This is a genomic window from Sphingobacterium sp. B16(2022), from assembly GCF_012030425.1.
In the GTDB taxonomy this organism is placed as follows: domain Bacteria; phylum Bacteroidota; class Bacteroidia; order Sphingobacteriales; family Sphingobacteriaceae; genus Sphingobacterium; species Sphingobacterium anhuiense.
The window spans coordinates 893,112-910,645 of record NZ_JAAUVN010000001.1; the positions used below are offsets into that span (position 1 = coordinate 893,112).

Annotated in this window: 9 protein-coding genes; 2 read left to right on the forward strand and 7 right to left on the reverse strand. The window is 40.4% G+C overall.

Annotation, left to right across the window (positions count from 1 at the left end; genetic code table 11):
* Positions 1–11: 11 nt before the first annotated feature.
* Positions 12–2,051: an alpha-glucuronidase gene (locus HCX49_RS04020; protein WP_168126241.1), complete on the forward strand. Its 2,040-nt coding sequence runs from the start codon at positions 12–14 to the stop codon at positions 2,049–2,051.
* A gap of 134 nt (positions 2,052–2,185) precedes the next feature.
* Positions 2,186–3,943 carry a glycoside hydrolase family 43 protein gene (locus HCX49_RS04025; RefSeq protein ID WP_168126242.1) on the forward strand — a complete coding sequence of 586 codons (1,758 nt, stop codon included), beginning with the start codon at positions 2,186–2,188 and terminating at the stop codon, positions 3,941–3,943.
* A 103-nt stretch (positions 3,944–4,046) separates the two neighbouring features.
* Here HCX49_RS04025 and HCX49_RS04030 read toward each other — a convergent pair whose 3' ends face one another.
* The 7 genes from HCX49_RS04030 to HCX49_RS04060 all read right to left on the reverse strand — a co-directional run bounded on the left by HCX49_RS04030 (position 4,047) and on the right by HCX49_RS04060 (position 17,508).
* Complete coding sequence (locus HCX49_RS04030; protein ID WP_168126243.1) at positions 4,047–4,880, reverse strand: sialate O-acetylesterase; 834 nt, start codon at positions 4,878–4,880, stop codon at positions 4,047–4,049.
* A gap of 68 nt (positions 4,881–4,948) precedes the next feature.
* Complete coding sequence (locus HCX49_RS04035; protein ID WP_168126244.1) at positions 4,949–6,658, reverse strand: endo-1,4-beta-xylanase; 1,710 nt, start codon at positions 6,656–6,658, stop codon at positions 4,949–4,951.
* Between the two features lie 4 nt (positions 6,659–6,662).
* Positions 6,663–7,697, reverse strand: coding sequence for a DUF5627 domain-containing protein (locus HCX49_RS04040; protein ID WP_168126245.1), 1,035 nt, complete (start codon positions 7,695–7,697; stop codon positions 6,663–6,665).
* A gap of 21 nt (positions 7,698–7,718) precedes the next feature.
* Positions 7,719–9,488 (reverse strand): RagB/SusD family nutrient uptake outer membrane protein, encoded by a 1,770-nt coding sequence (locus HCX49_RS04045; RefSeq protein WP_168126246.1) that lies wholly within the window; start codon positions 9,486–9,488, stop codon positions 7,719–7,721.
* A gap of 23 nt (positions 9,489–9,511) precedes the next feature.
* The gene (locus HCX49_RS04050; protein WP_168126247.1) at positions 9,512–12,379 is read right to left on the reverse strand and encodes a SusC/RagA family TonB-linked outer membrane protein; all 2,868 of its coding nucleotides are present in this window, start codon (positions 12,377–12,379) and stop codon (positions 9,512–9,514) included.
* Between the two features lie 36 nt (positions 12,380–12,415).
* Positions 12,416–14,332: a RagB/SusD family nutrient uptake outer membrane protein gene (locus HCX49_RS04055; protein WP_232789248.1), complete on the reverse strand. Its 1,917-nt coding sequence runs from the start codon at positions 14,330–14,332 to the stop codon at positions 12,416–12,418.
* Between the two features lie 5 nt (positions 14,333–14,337).
* Positions 14,338–17,508, reverse strand: coding sequence for a SusC/RagA family TonB-linked outer membrane protein (locus HCX49_RS04060; protein WP_206368216.1), 3,171 nt, complete (start codon positions 17,506–17,508; stop codon positions 14,338–14,340).
* Positions 17,509–17,534 lie beyond the last annotated feature (26 nt).

Below are 17,534 nucleotides of genomic sequence, written 5' to 3' on the forward strand. Positions count from 1 at the left end.
TTTTTAATCTTATGATGAAAATAAGTTGTTTTCTTTTGCTTTTTATTTTCCCTTTTTCTCGTATTCAGGCGGAGGACGGAAGTAAGCTATGGCTCAGGTATGTTCCTGTCTCTAAAGAAATAGCTCAAAGTAGATCCATCACGGTTGCTGCTGAAAACCCAATTGCGGTACGTGCACAACAAGAATTAATTACTTTTTGGAGGGGACAGTCCATTGGATTAGAACTAGATAAAAAATTGCCGTATTTAAAAGATGGTTTTAAAATAACAGGTCATCGAGATCGGATCAAGGTGACCGCACATGAGCCCGCCGGTTTATTATATGCAGCTTACCATCTGTTGCAATTACAGGAAACGGATCAACAGGTTTTAAATTTGAATGTGGAAGAAATACCATCATTTGATATCCGTATGCTCAATCATTGGGACAATCTTGATCGCACGATTGAACGTGGTTATGCCGGATATTCGTTGTGGAAATGGGATGAATTGCCAGGTGTCATATCTCCTCGATATGAAGAGTATGCACGAGCTAATGCTTCTATTGGTATCAATGCTGTTGTTATTAACAATGTAAATGCCTCTCCTCAAATTTTGAGTTCGGAATATGTGATTAAATTAAAAAGTCTGGCTGATATCTTTAGAAGATATGGAATCAAAGTTTATTTATCTGTGAATTTTTCTTCACCGAAGGTGTTAGGAGGAACTTCTGATTCGGATCCTCTTAATCCGGAGGTCATTTTATGGTGGAAGAATAAAGTCAAAGAGATTTACAGTGTTATTCCTGATTTCGGCGGTTTTTTGGTGAAAGCGAATTCGGAGGGCCAACCTGGTCCTCAGGATTATGGCAGAACGCACGCTGAGGGGGCAAATATGCTTGCCGCTATTTTAAAACCGTATCAGGGTTTTGTGATGTGGCGGGCATTTGTTTACAATCCTACGACCGAAGATCGTGCCAAGCAGGCCTATCAGGAATTTGTGCCACTCGACGGTTCCTTTAGCGATAATGTGATTATTCAAATCAAGAATGGACCGATCGATTTTCAGCCTCGTGAACCTTTTAATCCGCTCTTCGGAGCGCTCAAAAAAAGTTATGAAATGGTCGAATTTCAGATCACCCAAGAGTATCTGGGATTTTCGAATCATTTGGTTTATTTAGCGCCTTTATTTAAAGAAACATTAGCTAGTGAAACCTATGCGGATGGAAAGGGAAGTACAGTCGCCAGATTAACGGATGGTACCTTACGGCCTGCGCGAAAGACAGCAATTGCAGCGGTGGCGAATATTGGCGATGATACCAATTGGACAGGTCACCACTTTGCACAGGCGAATTGGTATGCCTATGGAAGACTGGCGTGGAATCATCATCTCGCGTCTGAACAAATTGCGGAAGAATGGATCGCAATGACATTTTCGAAAGATAAGCAGTTTATAGCTGCTGTGAAAGAAATGATGATGACTTCACGGGAAGCTGCTGTAAATTATATGATGCCACTCGGGCTGCATCATATCTTTGCTTTCGACCATCATTATGGACCGGAACCGTGGGGCGATCAAAAAGGTGGACGTCCCGATTGGATGCCTTGGTATTATCATCAAGCAGATACAATAGGTGTAGGGTTTGATCGGACAGCAAGAGGGAGCAACGCAATCTCACAATACAGTCCTCATGTCGCGAACATATATGGTGATATCCTGCTATGTCCAGATCATTATTTACTTTGGTTTCATCATGTGCCGTGGAATTATACGATGAAAAGCGGCTTATCCTTGTGGGATGAATTATGCTATCAATATGATCTCGGGGTAAAGCAGGTACGCGACATGCAAAAAGTATGGGATAGATTGGAAAATCAGGTCGATCAGCAACGTTTTGCTGAAGTGCAATCGAAACTGAAGATTCAAGCTAAAGATGCGGTATGGTGGAAAGATGCCTGTCTCCTTTATTTTCAAACATATTCCAAAAGACCTATACCTTATGATATCGAAAGACCTGTATATGAATTGGAGGATTTGAAGAAAATCAAGCTGAATATGAAACATCATAATTAACGTTATTGCGCATAGCGGTAAGTGTTAGTAAGGGAAATGATCGGTTTTCTATGTTGAATGGACGATAACCTGTTTTACTTATGATGAATTAAAAAATTATTGAAAACATAAATAACAAAGATAAGATGCAAATCATGCAACAGAAAAAACATATAAAAATAGGATTATTGTCCTGCCTATTTGCTTTTACTTTACTATCATCCTGTCAGGCAATGCGCGCAGATGAGAGAAAAGAGCCGATCGGAAAAGTGGTAGGGCAGCCCTTGTACAGTAATTTTAAATACACCGGCAACGATGCTTTCTATAGTGAAAATCCAATTGTGCCAGGTCAATTTTACAGCACCATTTTACAGGGATGCTATCCTGATCCCAGTATCACCAGAAAGGGAGATGATTATTATTTAGTCGCTTCTTCATTTGTGATGTTTCCTGGCGTTCCTATTTTTCATTCCAAAGATATGGTCAACTGGAAGCAGATCGGCCATGTGCTAAACCGCGAGTCGCAGCTACAAGTTGGTACTGCAGGTATCAGTGAGGGGGTATATGCGCCGGATATTATGTATAATCCAAATAATGACACCTTTTATATGATCACAACGCAATTTGCTTCGGGGATCGGTAATATGGTTGTTAAAACTAAAGACCCGAAAGCAAACAATTGGTCTGATCCGATTAAATTACAGTTTGATGGAATTGATCCGGCTTTATTTTTTGATGATAATGGCAAAGCATATGTGGTGCATAATGATGCTCCGGATAAAGGAAAAGAACTGTACACAGGCCATCGGGTGATCAAGATCTGGGAATACGATGTCGCGACTGATCAGGTGATCCCGGGCACGAGTAAGATCATCGTTGATGGAGGAGTAGATCTAGCCAAGCAACCTATTTGGATTGAAGCACCGCATATTTACAAGAAAAATGGACAATATTATTTGATGTGCGCTGAAGGGGGAACGGGAGGGAATCACAGTGAGGTTATTTTTTCGAGCAGTCATCCAATGGGGCCTTATACTCCTGCGAAAAATAATCCGATTCTTTCACAGCGTCATCTCCCTGCAGATAGACCCAATAAAGTGGATTGGGCAGGTCATGCAGATCTAGTTCAAACTGCTGATGGGGAATGGTACGGTGTATTCTTAGCGGTTAGACCAAATGAAAAGAATCGGGTCAACACCGGTCGGGAAACATTTGTGCTGCCCGTTGACTGGTCTGGTGAATGGCCGATTTTTAAAGGTGGAATGGAGCCCCTTAAAGCATTGGTGCATACACCAAAAGGGATTGAAAGCAGTAAAGATAAATCCGGATTTTTCCCCAATGGAAATTTCACCTTTAACGACAAATTAAATGAAAAAACGTTGGATGAGCGGTGGATAGCTTTGCGGGGACCTCGTGAAAAGTTCTTAGTGGGTGAAAAGAAGGGATTGGCAATCAAACCTTTTGCTGTTACTGTTCAGGAAAAAAAACCAATTTCGGCACTGTTTTACAGACAGCAGCACATCGCATTTGTGGCGGAGGTAGAAATGGATTATACTCCAGGTTCTGAAAAAGACTTTGCCGGTATTACCTGTTTACAAAGTGAAAAATTCAACTATGTATTGGGTGTTACAAAATCCAATAATGAATATTACATCCAACTCGAACGGACTGAAAATGGCATAACAAAAGTACTTGCGCAACAGAAGCTCAGTAGATCGGGTAAAATGAAATTGCGTGTTAGCGCCACAGGCGATGATTATACATTTTCGTATGCGTTAGATGGAAGTTCTTTTCAGCATCTGGGCGGAACGGTATCTGGCGATATTCTGTCAACGGATGTTGCAGGCGGATTTACAGGAGCGATGATTGGACTTTATGCAACATCTGCATATGAAACACCGGTAGAAAAATAGCGTGACGGTCTTTATTGATATGCTTATCAAGGAAATTCGAATATGTATTTTCCCTGATAAGCATATTTTTTAGCTTAATTTAAAGCTTTTGTATTCCTATAGATTAAGGTTTTAAACCCAGCATGACCTGCGCATAATTAATCCCCAGCTTTCTATAGCCTGCAACGCTAAAATGCAGGCCATCTGCCACACCTTCACAATCTTTTGAAGAGACAATATGCGCATTTTTGAGGGTTTGGGGTAACGTGTGAATGATGGTATTCATGCTTGCACATCTGCCGCCTTGATCTGCCGCTAATAATTCACCAGCTAGGAGTGGAGTTTTTTCTTCCTGCAATGCTAGATCTTTCAATAGGTTGTGATATACTTGACTGACCTTGTTAGGCCAATCTTGGTCTCCCGTATTTGATTCGCCCTGATGCAGTAAGATGCCTTTGATGACTCCACTTTGCTGTGCGATCTTTCCCATTTCAACTAATCTATCATAGGGATTATTGTCGTACGCAGCTAACATACCCTTCATCCAGTTAGGGGCTTTTTCTACATAATTTGCCACACTATCTTGATCGAACAATTGGATATGGCATCCTCCAATGGATACATTGATGATCCCTATGCGAATACTATCGGGTAGATTTTCAGCTAAGGTTTTACCAAAATAGTCTGCAGGCGTAAGACCGGTATTACATCGGGTGATTGGAGGTTTGGCGAGGTACCATTCTCCTTTTTTACGATTGAGGTCCGGGCAGTCAACTGCTTGAAGTGAATAGAAACGGTTGTTGCCTAAGGTGTCTTGATCTTCAAATTTACTATGTCCTTCCATATTGGATTGACCAAAACACAAATAGATATGAAAGTTTTTGTCTTGTGCATAACCAAGCGTGCAAAAAAACAAAAACAATAAAAGAAATTTAAATTTTAAGGTGCGTTTTTTCATAGTTTTAATTTATCCTATTTTTTTTTAGAGAGGGAAATCTTCCCTCTCTTTTATTCTATACTTGCTTATTATTTTTGCTTTTGAAGTGCTTCTGCTACCGCTTGATATGCGGGTTTACGAACAAAGGATTCTGTCCAGATTCCAATCGGTTCGCCTCTTCTCCAAAAGGAGTTTTCGCGATCAGGACTGTCCAAAGGACTCCAGATGGTGATCCCATATTGTTGTGCTTTCGGGATAATTTCAAAGTATTTTTCAATGACAAATTTGTACATATCTGCTTGTTGCTGATACATTGCCGCTGTTGCATTGGCTGTTTTAATGTTGTCGCCAAGACCAATGTCAAGCTCCGATACTTTTATTAGTTTACCCGTTGCCGCCAGTAGTTTGTACATGTTAACAATGTCATCTTTATTGGCCGTGCTATTGATATGCATCTGCGTACCGATGCCATCTACCTTGGCGCCTTTACTTTCCACATAATTGACGTAGGCAATTAAACCTTTACATTTATTACCACCACCTTCCAGACCATAATCGTTTATAAAAAGGATATCATTGGGATTTCCGTATTTTCGGGCAAGTTGAATGGCTTTTACCGCATAGTCTTTACCCAGATAATCTTGCCAATAAAATTCGTCCTCCGCCAAGTCGGTTTTTCCAATCCCAGTTTTTAGGGCGTACTGATCAGGCCAATCGGACATGGGCTCATTGACCACGTCCCAAGCTTTGACATAATTTTTGGTTACAGACATCATGCCTGCAATAAAAGTTTCTAATGCTTCGGTAAGAATTCTTTTTTTCTCGTCAGGTGTTTTTTCAACTCTGATACCACCAGGTCCGCCATAACCTTCACCTACTGCAGATTGTGAGCGGGTAGAACTGTTGCCCCATCCTATCCATCCGCTGATGCCTTTTTCAAAATCTCCGTCAGGGATGAGCTCTACATTACTTCCAGCCTTTTTTAAGGAAATATTGTCTATGAAAACTGTTCCTGCAAACTGACCGAAATTAATGATAAATCGAGTGCGTGCTGCCGTGGTTTTCACTTTAAGTTCATACTCTTTATAGTCTGTAGTAAAAGCAATAGAACCAAAACTATCACCTGTATATTTAACTGTTTCTTGAAGATCTAGACCAATATTTCCAGCCTTACTGCCTCTTACTGTGATTTTTAGTGTGTATTCGGTGTTATCTTCTAGTCCCTTGGGATCAAAAGCTGTTTGTGCTTCCCACGCATTGGCAACTGATGGGTTAGTCATCTTTAGTGCATAACCCGAAAGTGATGGTACGTTGATACCTCCGGGTACTGGTGCCGAACCAGGTGGTAGTAATACTGGAGCAATCAAGCTATTTAAATAAGTGGCATTTTGCCCTGAATGCCAAGTAAGTGTATGCCCAAAAAGAGCCATGTTATTTTCTTGTGCAGCTTTGATCACACGTTCCAGTTTACTTAAGTTCAGTGTGCCATCGGCTTGTACAATAGAAGCATGTTTCATTTCGTATCCCATGACCATTTCTTCAAAGTTGCGATTTGCTAAACGGTACATCACACCTTTATTGAGGTAATCGTCCATATTGAGTGCTACCCCCCATTTGAAATTTGGATGCGCATTTTTATCGATGTAGGAGATCAATGGGCTATAGGTATCAATATTTTCTTGTGCAATAATACTTTCAGGCTTTTCTGTCCCATATTGGAGTATTTCATGTTTTGCGCAGGAACAGAATAGGAGACCAGCTATGAGGCCAACACCTATCTTTGTATGTAATCTTTTCATATTTTTATGGTTTTATTGCGACCGTAAAAGTTTCCATTTTAACACCTCGGTCACGCATGACTAAGGTATCTTTTGTACTCACATTCATCTTTTGCATATCGATTTGATAATCGAGATACAACACATCGCGATCGGTATTCCCCCAACTATTTTTATCACCCTTTTTTACAAAGCTTCCTTTTCCTGATGCTGTGACTCCCGTTGTATTAGAACTGATGACACAATTATTGTTATTATCGAAAGTTAACATTAAAGCACAGTTGATATTTGTGCCGTCTACATCCTTAAATGTTAATGGAAGTATTGTATTTTTCAACGACGCTGTTGTCAAGCTTTTTACCTCATCTTTCTCGACGTAAGCATTTCTTCTACTTTGCGTTTGGGTGAGCGCATTGTTTCCATTTTTACCAACAATCATATCGCGGCCACGGCGGAGGTAATTGCCTTGCCAGGTATTGATATATTTAATAGCATAGAAAATATAATCTTTAGGAGCAGTGTCCCAATCATCAGTTACTGCTTTTCGGCGTAAGCTTCCTGCTTTTGGAATTCCGGAAAGGATAGAGTCTGCATTTATGACATGGTCTAAACGGATCGGAAGTACATAATGGGTGGTGATAGCTTTAGGGTCAGCAAAGAAATCATCGGTCAGCTGTATTTCCACGCCACCTGTCAAGCTGCCTTTTGGTATCATTATTTTATTGGAGGCGATTGAATAGTAATTACTTGGCAGTGGTTTTACCTCTCCGCCATCTGGATTGAAAATGATTTTATCGGTCATGGCATTATCTACGGTAAAATCAATGGTGATGTCTTTTTTATTATCGTAGACACCACCTGTTGTAGCCATTACTTTGACTTTACCTTCATTATCTAATGCGGTATCAAATAGGTCTTCACCCATAGTAATAGTCCTTACAGGATATTGATATGCGAAGTATACGGTCTGATATTTAAAATCTGGAAATTCCCAGTCCTGATTTTTACAGGAGGTAAATAGGAATACAAGTACAATGGAAAATATATGTAATTTTTTCATCTGATTATTTTTAAAAATGTTTTACCACCCCATGTTTTGTTCAAGGTTACTGTATTTTAGGATTTCACTGTAGGGAATAGGACCGTATTGCATATAAGGTTCATACACCCGGTTTTCAACATTGAAAATCGTATAGCTATTATTTTGAATACTGACACCGCGTGCCGCTTCAGTGAGATTTTTATTCCATCTTCTGATATCCCAAAAACGAAAACCCTCAAAACATAATTCTAGCCTTCTTTCATTTCTGATGAGTTCGCGCATCAGTTCTTTATTGTTTTTGACCTGATTGAGGTAAGGGTCTCCATTGGTTGTCCCTACACCGGCACGTGTCCGGATTGCTTTAATGATATCGTAAGCCGAAAATGATTGTGTCCCAGTACCCGTAGGTCCCCAAGCTTCATTGGCCGCTTCGGCATACGCAAGATATATCTCCGTCATACGCAGGCGCGGTGTGATGTGATATTGCCCTGATGTAGAGGAAGGGTTGAGATTGACGTCCTGACGTAAAAGTTTGCGTAAATAATATCCTGTTCGGGTGGAAGTTTCTACTTTATTTAACCCATCATTGGTTGGACTGTTGACAGTTGTATTGATTGCCGTATTATTAACTCCGGCAGTACCGCCATTGACTAAAATATACTGTTTAAGCCTAGGGTCACGATTTTCGTAAGGGGCTTGAGCATTGAATCCACTATTTGCAATATCGGACACTGGATACCCGTTGGCCATTGGAAACGCATCGACCAGATTTTGGGAGGGATTAATCCGCCCACGTCCAAACAAAGTTGGTGGAAATTGATCGGCTTCTAAATTTGATGAAGGATCACCACGGTCTACACGCCATAGTATTTCCGAAGTATTGCGTCCTTCGTTCATAGCATTCACGCTATTTTGCTGATAAAATAATGCGCCTTGAGGGTCTATGCCAGATACACCTCCTTTTTGCTGGATCACAAGACCTGCATAGTTTGCGGCGTCAGCCCAGGTAGTTGTATTGCCACTTGCAAAAGCTGGACTTGCGGCCATAAGCGCAGCTTTGGCCTTGATAGCTTGTATAATTCGTTTACTCATGCGTAAACGAAAATGTTTGCCGAAAACTCGATTATAATCGTCCATTTTAATGGCTAATGCTTGATATTTAGCGGGAACTTCACTTTGCGATGAAATATCTTCATAATCTAGCGGTAATAAGTCCTCCGCTTTTTGAATATCTGCATAAATTTGTTTCATACAGGCTTCAAAAGAGGCTCTTTTATGATTGAAATCGGATGATAATACCTCATGTTCAAGTATAATGGGTACACCCATAAGTTCACCGCTACTCGTTTTTCCTGCGTGGGATTGAAGCAGATGAAACATAAATAAGGCACGGAGACCATATGCTTCACCTTTCATCCGATCACTGAACATGGTGGTGACCTGTTCTGTCGAGGCCCAACTTACTTTGTCCGTTAATGCTAAAAAGTTGTTGATATACTGTATTGCTGATTTGCTATTCCGCCATTGATCAAACGGATTGTTGATTGCAGTCCATTGCCCTGTAGAAATTTTTTGATAATCGTTAATTCTTTCATTAGTTACTGCATCATCTGTGGCCACATCGTTAAATGACCAGCTGTTTGTTGGGACTCTGTTGTAGCCATTTAGTAATAAACCTTGTGCGTACAATGGTCTGTCGTATGCTGTCTCGATATCTAAAATATTTTCGATAGCAGGCTCAAACATATCTTCACATGACGTGAATGAGAGGGCGGAGGCAATGCTGAATATGAATATGATTTTTTTCATGTCAATTAGTTTTCACTGTTAATTTAGAATATGGCCTTTACACCGAAATTGAAAAATCTTGTTCTCGGTGTACCACCTACGTTGAGTTGCATCGTTTCTTTTTCTTTGGCAATGGTCATCAAATTATAACCATTTGTATAGATACCGAGTTCTTTAACGATTCCCTTTCCGATAACACCTGTTGGGAAATCATAGGAAATCTGTACTTTGGAGAGGTCAAATCGATTGGTTTTATACATCCAAAAATCTGAACTTCGTAAATTATTGTCGCTGTTTCCAGTTGTCAATCGTGGATATGTGGCAGTTTCTTTATTTTCTTCCGTCCAACGACCACGTGCTATAATGGAGTATTTATCTTCGCCCTTCATCCAGAAATAAGAGCTGTTTTTCATTTCATATGCACCGTATCTTGCAGTTGCAACAGCAAATAATGTTACATTTTTCCATTTAGCAGTGATATTAAAACCCAGTGAAAATGGAGCTCCTGCCCAACCGGCTTTACCTAAATAAACTTCGTCGCGTGTATCAATAATACCGTCGCCATTTTGATCCTTATACTTAATATCTCCAGGTTTAACTTCTCCAAAAGCGGTTAAAGGTGCTTGGTCTATTTCTGTTTGGTCTCGGTAAAATCCGTCATTTTGAAGTCCCCAGATCGCATCTAAAGGTTTATTAGCACGGTTTTGATATGCACTTTCAAACAATTCATCGCGTTTTACTGCTTTCGTGTCATAATAAAGACCCGTTACTCCTAATGAAAGAAAACTATTGTTAAATGTTTTATTGATATTTAATCCAAAATCTATCCCCTGACGCTCATCTACATTATAATTTATAAATGGTAATTCTGAGTAGGTCGGCCAATAGGACATAAAGTACATCGGATACAGTGTATTTGGCTGTACCAGCATCCCATGCATCTGGTTGTAAAAATAAGAAGCATTAAATGTCACCAAGTTATTGTATAGGCCGGCTTCTATGCCAAAGGTGATCTCCCTACGTTGTGGATAGCGCATATCCATATTTTCACCTCTGAAACGATCAAAAGTGTGTACCAGTTGGCCATCACTCCAACTGTACCATGCCGCATTATTATAGGTGTAATATCCTTTATATAAATAATAATCCTCTATATCGAGGTCGGTATTGATAATACCAGCAGATGCCTTTAATTTTAAGTTGTTAAAAACAGTGTTGTCCTTCATGAATTCTTCTTCACTTATGCGCCATGCCATCGATAAAGTTGGTGAAATGGCTTTACGTTTGGCTTCTGGTAATTTTGCAGAGTGCGGTAAAGCGGCACTAAAATCGACATAGTATTTATTTTCAAAATGGTATCCGAGCTGCAAACCTAGGTTAGCATTGCTTTGTTTGTGATAAGCCTCAGACTGTCCAATCTGAAATGCATTGGCCAATACGATCGCAGACACATGATGTTGCTCGTTAAATGTACGTGCATAGTTTAATTGCGCTGTAAAACCTAAAGTTTGTCTGTATGCACTTCCGCCTATATTCTGTACTCCCGAAATACGGTCGTCACCATATTTGGTAAGACTACTGATGAGATCGGTACCATTATAGTTGTTCCAGTTGGCTTGGTATACGGCATAATTATTATTATACGATTGATTATACTGATTTTGATAATCGATCGCCATTGCCGTATTAAATGTTAAACCTTCCAGTACATCATTTAGATTAAAATTCAACCCCGTATTAAACTGAAATTGTCTGTTCAGATGTCGATTGCTTCCTCCCGCATAAATATTGGCAAATGCATTTGTCTGATCCAATTGACTACCGCCTAATAAATATTTGTTATCTACAAGAAAATTACTGTTGTTCACAAAAATCAAGGAGTTTTCGTCGCTGTCTTCAATCATGCTGATCGGTACAAGCGGAGAGAAGCGGTGTGGTCTACCAGTTGCAGCGGCAGCCCAATAATCTGCATTGACACCCTTGGAAGTATAGAAGCTCGCTGCTGCGTCTACATTTAATGAGATGACTTTGTTTAACTTTACATCAATATTGCCGCGCATATTAAAGCGATTGGAGCTGTTGTTGTCTACTGCCTCACCAAAGTTTAATAATGATCCCGCAGACCAAAATCCAAAATTGGTATAATATTGCGTCCTTTCGTTACCACCAGAAACTTCTGCGGTGGCATCGTATCTATTGTAACTCTTTTTAATGTAGTCAGAAGAATAATAATCTACATTCGGGTAGCGATAAGGATTCTCTCCCGTGCTATGCTTATAAATATTCTCCTGTGTGTATAGATTAGGAAGTCCGTCGTTGCGTCTAGCCTCATTATAGAGGGTCATATATTCAGCAGAACCGAGATATTTAGGATAACTGATGGGAGTATTGATCCCTGCATTGGTACGAATGTTTATTTTTTGATTACCTGCTTTTCCTCGTTTGGTGGTCATATAGATAACACCCTTTGCCGCACGGCTACCATAAAGAGCAATTGCGTTTGCATCTTTTAATACGGAGATCTGTTCAATTTCAGTGGGCATGACATTGTCGGCATCACGGGGAAATCCATCTACTAAAAGTAGGTAACCTGAAGATCCCCATATGTTTCCATTATAACCTGTAACAAGTGCATCTAGGTTTTCGAGACTATATGTTGTATAGTTTTTTTCCATTAACTGAGCTAGATTAATCGCTTGGACTTCGCCCATAAGATTTTGTTTTTTAACCTTACGAAAAGCCACCTGTATGAGCGTTGTACTATCCGTTTGCAACGTGTCTATTAATCCGAATCTTGCAGGTGATAGTGGGTTATAGCTTTTATATTGGGATAAGCGAGATGCCGATGCGTCAAGCGTACCCAAACCGACCATACTCAGGCACAATGCTATTTTTAATTTTTTATATTTCATTGTCTCATAATTTTATGAATTGATCGCTCATTTGAGTTACCATCCGGGATTTTGTGAAAATTCAGGATACATGCTAACATCAGATACTTTTAAGGGAAGCCAGTAATGCTTGCTTGTGAATTTTCGTTCTACTAATACTTTTTCTTTCATATTTACCACACGGTTTTGAGTAGGGTCAGCTGTATTAAAAGTCCCCGTTCTATCAAATTCAAGTGCAGTTTTTAGGGTGTATGGGCTTTCCGTAAGTAATAACCATCTTCTCAAATCATTGAAACGATGTCCTTCATAGGCAAGTTCAACTGCTCTTTCGCGGCGTAATTCACTCATAAAGGCATCGGAAGAAGCTAAGAATTTTGTGTTCACAGCATCGACTCCAGCACGTTTACGAATGATATTGACTGCTTCTACCGCAGTTTTATTATAATTTGTCGCTTTTCCATTAGCGGCATTATTTGCCATGGCTGCAGCTTCGGCATACATGAGGTAGACATCTGCTAGACGCATGTAGGGAACATAGATGTGCATATTCGATCCGTAGTCAAAAGCTCTGTCATAATCGTTTGTTGTTAAAGGAATAAATTTGCGCAGTGTATAACCCGTACGGCTACCATTCTGAATATTACGATAAGATCCATTGGTATAGAGTTGGGCGTATCGGTATTCATTTTCCGGTCTATCCTTGGGAGGTATGGTTCCTTTTATGACCTTAACGCCATCAAAGACGATATCATTGTAAAATCTTGGGTCACGTCCTTTCCAAGGGTATGCTGGATCATAACCGGACTCTGCGTCTGCTTGTGTGAAATCTTTAATCGGTAATCCGTTAGCCATTCCATAGTAATTGACATAATTGGCTGTCGGTACAAATTTCAGTGCATCGCCTTCGGTGATTAAGCTTGGCATATACTGCTTACTGGTTCCATAATGGGTGTTGTTGCCCGCATTGTAAGGACCTCTAAAGATAGCTTCAGTACTTCCTGGGAGTGCCCAATTTTCACTTATTGTATAGAAATTAAGGTGATAATTTTCAAAGTCCACCAATTTATATGGAGCCTGTCCACTTTCGGTCAGTGATAACAATTCTCCAAAAGCTTCCGCTGCTTTTTTGCAGTAATCGGTTTGATAGGTGCGGCTACCGGTCACCGTAAAATTCATCAATGGACTACCCGCCCACAGGTAATTTTTACCTAGATAACCCAAAGCCATTATTTTATTGATGCGCAGCGCGTTTTTCCCCAGTGTCCGCTTTCCCGGATTGGTATCATCCCAATTGATGGGTAAAAGATTGGCAGCTTCACGAAAATCTGCAGCGGCCAAATCTGCACATTCATGGTAATTGAGACGTGGAAGTGTTAGTTTTTCATCACTTGGCAATACTTTATTAATATAGGGCATACCGCCGAAATATTCCATCAACCGATGGTGAAACCAACCTCTAAAGAAAAGCAATTGTCCTTTGATAAGATCCCGTTCTTCCTGAGTGGCTTCGGTCATTTTATCCATATTTTCAAGACCAATGCTAATTTTTCGAAGGCCGAACCAAGCAGCATTCCAAAGGTCTTTATTGATATTGCGATCGTTTCCTCCTATAAATTCCGTTGTAAAATCATTTTGTTCCATCCATCCTGCACCCCAGCCATCGTGCTGTGCCTGCCAGGCCCAAAAATTGCCATTATCGATTTTATGGATAAAGTGGTAATCGCCAGCGGTAGAGGTAATCTCGTCTTCGCCCCAGTTCCAGGAATTGGTCCAGTAGAGATTGCTGAAATTAACAATACAATGGTATAGCTCTTCAGTATAGCCTTGGAAATTATTGAAGTTTTTAAACGCTTCTTTTTCTGAAATAATAGATTGTTCTTCTTTGTCGAGGTACTTTTTACAAGAACTCATGTATGAAGAGGAAACTATAACACCAAAAGAAACAATAATTTTTAAATATTTTTTCATCATCATATCGATTAAAAAGTAATGTTCGCGCCTAGGTTAAAACGTTTGACGGTAGGGTAGGCGCCTTGTGAAGCCCATCCTGTACCTGCATAATTGGATTCTCGATCATCGGGCATTTTGGACCAGAATAAAAGGTTATGACCGTTGAGAAAGATGCGAATATGTTGAAATCCCATACGACGTATAAAATTGTTTTCAGCATTCAAGTTGTACGCAATCTCGGCAGTCTTTAATCGGATATAAGATCCATCGTACATAAAACGGCTCCCGGGCGTATAGTTACTCGGAGTAGCAAGCCAACGGGGTAAAGGTACATCTGCGTCTGTTTGCTCCTTGGACCAATAGGATCCTTCGTGATAAGCTAAATTGCGCTGTCTTTCAAAACTATTCAATACGACCTGACGGGTGACATTGTTGACACCATACCATTGTGTCATGATGCTGAAGTTTTTCCAGTCAAATCCGACCGTTAGGTTGTATGTGTTCTGCGGAGTAGAGGGGTAGGCATAGGGTATATTATCTTTGGAATCGATCAATCCATCGCCATTGTAATCCAGTATGTGATAGTTACCAGGTAGTTTATTCCCATCGTTATTATCATGTATGGTACTGGCATATAATTCATCCCAGGTATTGTAATATCCGCCACCGACATGTGTATAGGTTTGACTGATCTGCTTGTCATTGAGCTTTTGATAATCAGGAAGTAATTCGGGACTGTCTCCTTCTATCACTTTATCTTTGGCATGTGTAAAGTTCATATCAGCCCATAATCGCCAGTTTTGATTAATCGCTTTATTGACTTTTAACTCTACTTCATATCCCTTATTGGTCACGATGCCCAAGTTGGCTGCTGGTGCTGCGACACCGAAGTAGTCGGGTATTGCACGGTTATTTCCAGTGATCAACACATCGGTGCGCTTGTCACTGAATACATTCACCTGACCTGAAATAATTCCTTTAAAAAATGAGAAATCGGTACCAAAGTTGAATTTTCTTACTTTTTCCCAACGTACATTCGGATTACCCAGTTCATTTTCTCTGTACCAAGTATAAGTACTGCGCTCTGGAGCCTCTCCAACAGTCCCCATATGAGACTGACCGCCATATGACCATTGTGTCAAGTACAGATAGCGCCCATTAACATTGTCATCTCCGATATCACCATAGGAAGCACGAAGTTTCAGCATGTCTATAAAGGAAATATTTTTCATGAAATTTTCTTCAGACAATAACCAGCCTATACCTCCAGAATTAAAAAATCCAAATCGGTAACCGCGGGCAAATTTTTCAGATCCGGTATAGGCTCCACTGTAATCAAGCATATACTTTCCTTTGTAATTGTAGGTGGTGCGAAATACCCAGTCTTCACGATAAAACGGCTGCATACTTCCTGTAGCATATTGATTTCGGTTGAATAGACCCATCGCTGTAATGTTATGATCGTTTGCTATTCGGGTTGCATAATCCAATTGCAACTGGTAGAACAGGCGTCTATAGGTCATTCCGTTATTTACTGCTCCCGATTGTTGAGCCCAGTTGATCCCTTCTACAAAGTCAAAACGGCTGCCATCTATATTTTGTCCGTAAACGGCTAGTCCTGTTTCTGGATCAATCCATTTACTTTGTACATTATTATACAGATCGTTAACTCCTCTTCCTGCCTCGACAAATGTATTATCGAGCGATATGCTTCCTCTCACTTTCAACCCATCGACAAACATTTTGAGATCTTGCTCTAATATAAAATCTGACGTTATTTTACTCGTAGTTGTCAGTTCTACTCCGGATGTTGCGAGTGCTTGTGCTGAGTTGATACCGACTTGTGAATCAGGTTTGTAAAATCCCCATGTGCCGTCGGCGTATCTTGGGTAAATGACGTCAGGAGGTACGGTATAGGCGGCGATCCAGTAACTGTAATCACTTCCGCCACCCCAAGGACTTTTTCTTCTTCCATGCGACCCTGCTAGATTTGCTGAAAATTTTGTGGTTGGCGTGAGCTGAAAATCTAAGTTAGACCGCATGTTTAAGCGGTTAAAACCATAACCGGGTTTGTAACCGCGATTGTTATCATTTTCGCGAAACATATCGCCTTCGTATAAATAATCGGCACTGGCAAAGTATTTTACAAAATTTGTACCTCCTGCAATATTGAGGTTGCTATTTTGTGAGAAAGCATGTTTCTTGAATAGTTCCTCTGCCCAATTGGTGTTAACATACCGCTCTCTTTCTTCCAGATTGGCCGGGAAGCGGTATTTGTTGATCAGATCTTGAGGTTGGTATGAAACCCAGCTATTGGGAGAAAGTGCCAATTCGTTTTCGATGACACGATTGCGGAGCATCATGGCATCATATGAATCCATTTTCCCGGGCAATTGGGACACTGTTTTTATGATATTATTCACCGTACCTCTTACGGAAGCTTTTCCTTCTTTACCTCTTTTAGTGGTAATGAGAATGACTCCGTTGGCTCCACGTACACCGTATACGGCAGTAGCGGTTGCATCTTTTAATACGGATACGGTTTCAATCGAACTGATATCGACACTGCTCAAAGGACGTTCGACTCCATCTACCATAGTTAATGGATCGGTATTGTTCCAAGTGCTGCGTCCGCGAATCACAATCCGTGGATCTTCTTCTCCCGGCATCCCGGTACTTGCTGTCGTGACTACCCCAGGGACATTACCGGTCAAGGCCGCACCAACACTGGCTACACCGCCAGCTCTTTCTAAGACTTTCCCAGAGGTTTGTGTAACTGCTCCCACGACAGTTTCTTTTTTCTGGGTGCCGTAACCCACCACAACAATTTCGTCAATATCGATATTGGCACTGTTGAGTACGATCTGTAATTCATTTTTATTATTAATTTGGACTTCTGTTTTTAGGTATCCAACTTTGGTAATAACCAGGGTATTCCTGTTTTTGGGTACCTGAATAGTGAAAGAGCCATTTATATCTGTTGAAATTCCTGTTGTTCCTTCTTTGACTTTAACGGAAGCATTTTCTACTGCTTGTTGCTTTTGGTCAACGACTGTACCCCGGATTTGTCTTAGGTCTTGTGCATATAGCGGCGATGTTGTTGCAAGCAATAAGAGCAGAAGTGCTGAGGTATAGAGCAGGAAAATACCCCATAGTTTTTTCTCATACCAAATGAGTGTGATGGTATATTTAATCATCATAATAATTTTTACTGTTTAGTTATTGG

Excerpts from the sequence above, each read along its gene's own strand:
- HCX49_RS04055 (WP_232789248.1), bottom strand. The coding sequence starts at position 14,332 with ATGATGATGAAAAAATATTTAAAAATTATTGTTTCTTTTGGTGTTATA.
- HCX49_RS04060 (WP_206368216.1), bottom strand. The coding sequence starts at position 17,508 with ATGATGATTAAATATACCATCACACTCATTTGGTATGAGAAAAAACTA.
- HCX49_RS04020 (WP_168126241.1), top strand. The coding sequence starts at position 12 with ATGATGAAAATAAGTTGTTTTCTTTTGCTTTTTATTTTCCCTTTTTCT.
- HCX49_RS04030 (WP_168126243.1), bottom strand. The coding sequence starts at position 4,880 with ATGAAAAAACGCACCTTAAAATTTAAATTTCTTTTATTGTTTTTGTTT.
- HCX49_RS04050 (WP_168126247.1), bottom strand. The coding sequence starts at position 12,379 with ATGAAATATAAAAAATTAAAAATAGCATTGTGCCTGAGTATGGTCGGT.
- HCX49_RS04035 (WP_168126244.1), bottom strand. The coding sequence starts at position 6,658 with ATGAAAAGATTACATACAAAGATAGGTGTTGGCCTCATAGCTGGTCTC.
- HCX49_RS04040 (WP_168126245.1), bottom strand. The coding sequence starts at position 7,697 with ATGAAAAAATTACATATATTTTCCATTGTACTTGTATTCCTATTTACC.
- HCX49_RS04045 (WP_168126246.1), bottom strand. The coding sequence starts at position 9,488 with ATGAAAAAAATCATATTCATATTCAGCATTGCCTCCGCCCTCTCATTC.
- HCX49_RS04025 (WP_168126242.1), top strand. The coding sequence starts at position 2,186 with ATGCAACAGAAAAAACATATAAAAATAGGATTATTGTCCTGCCTATTT.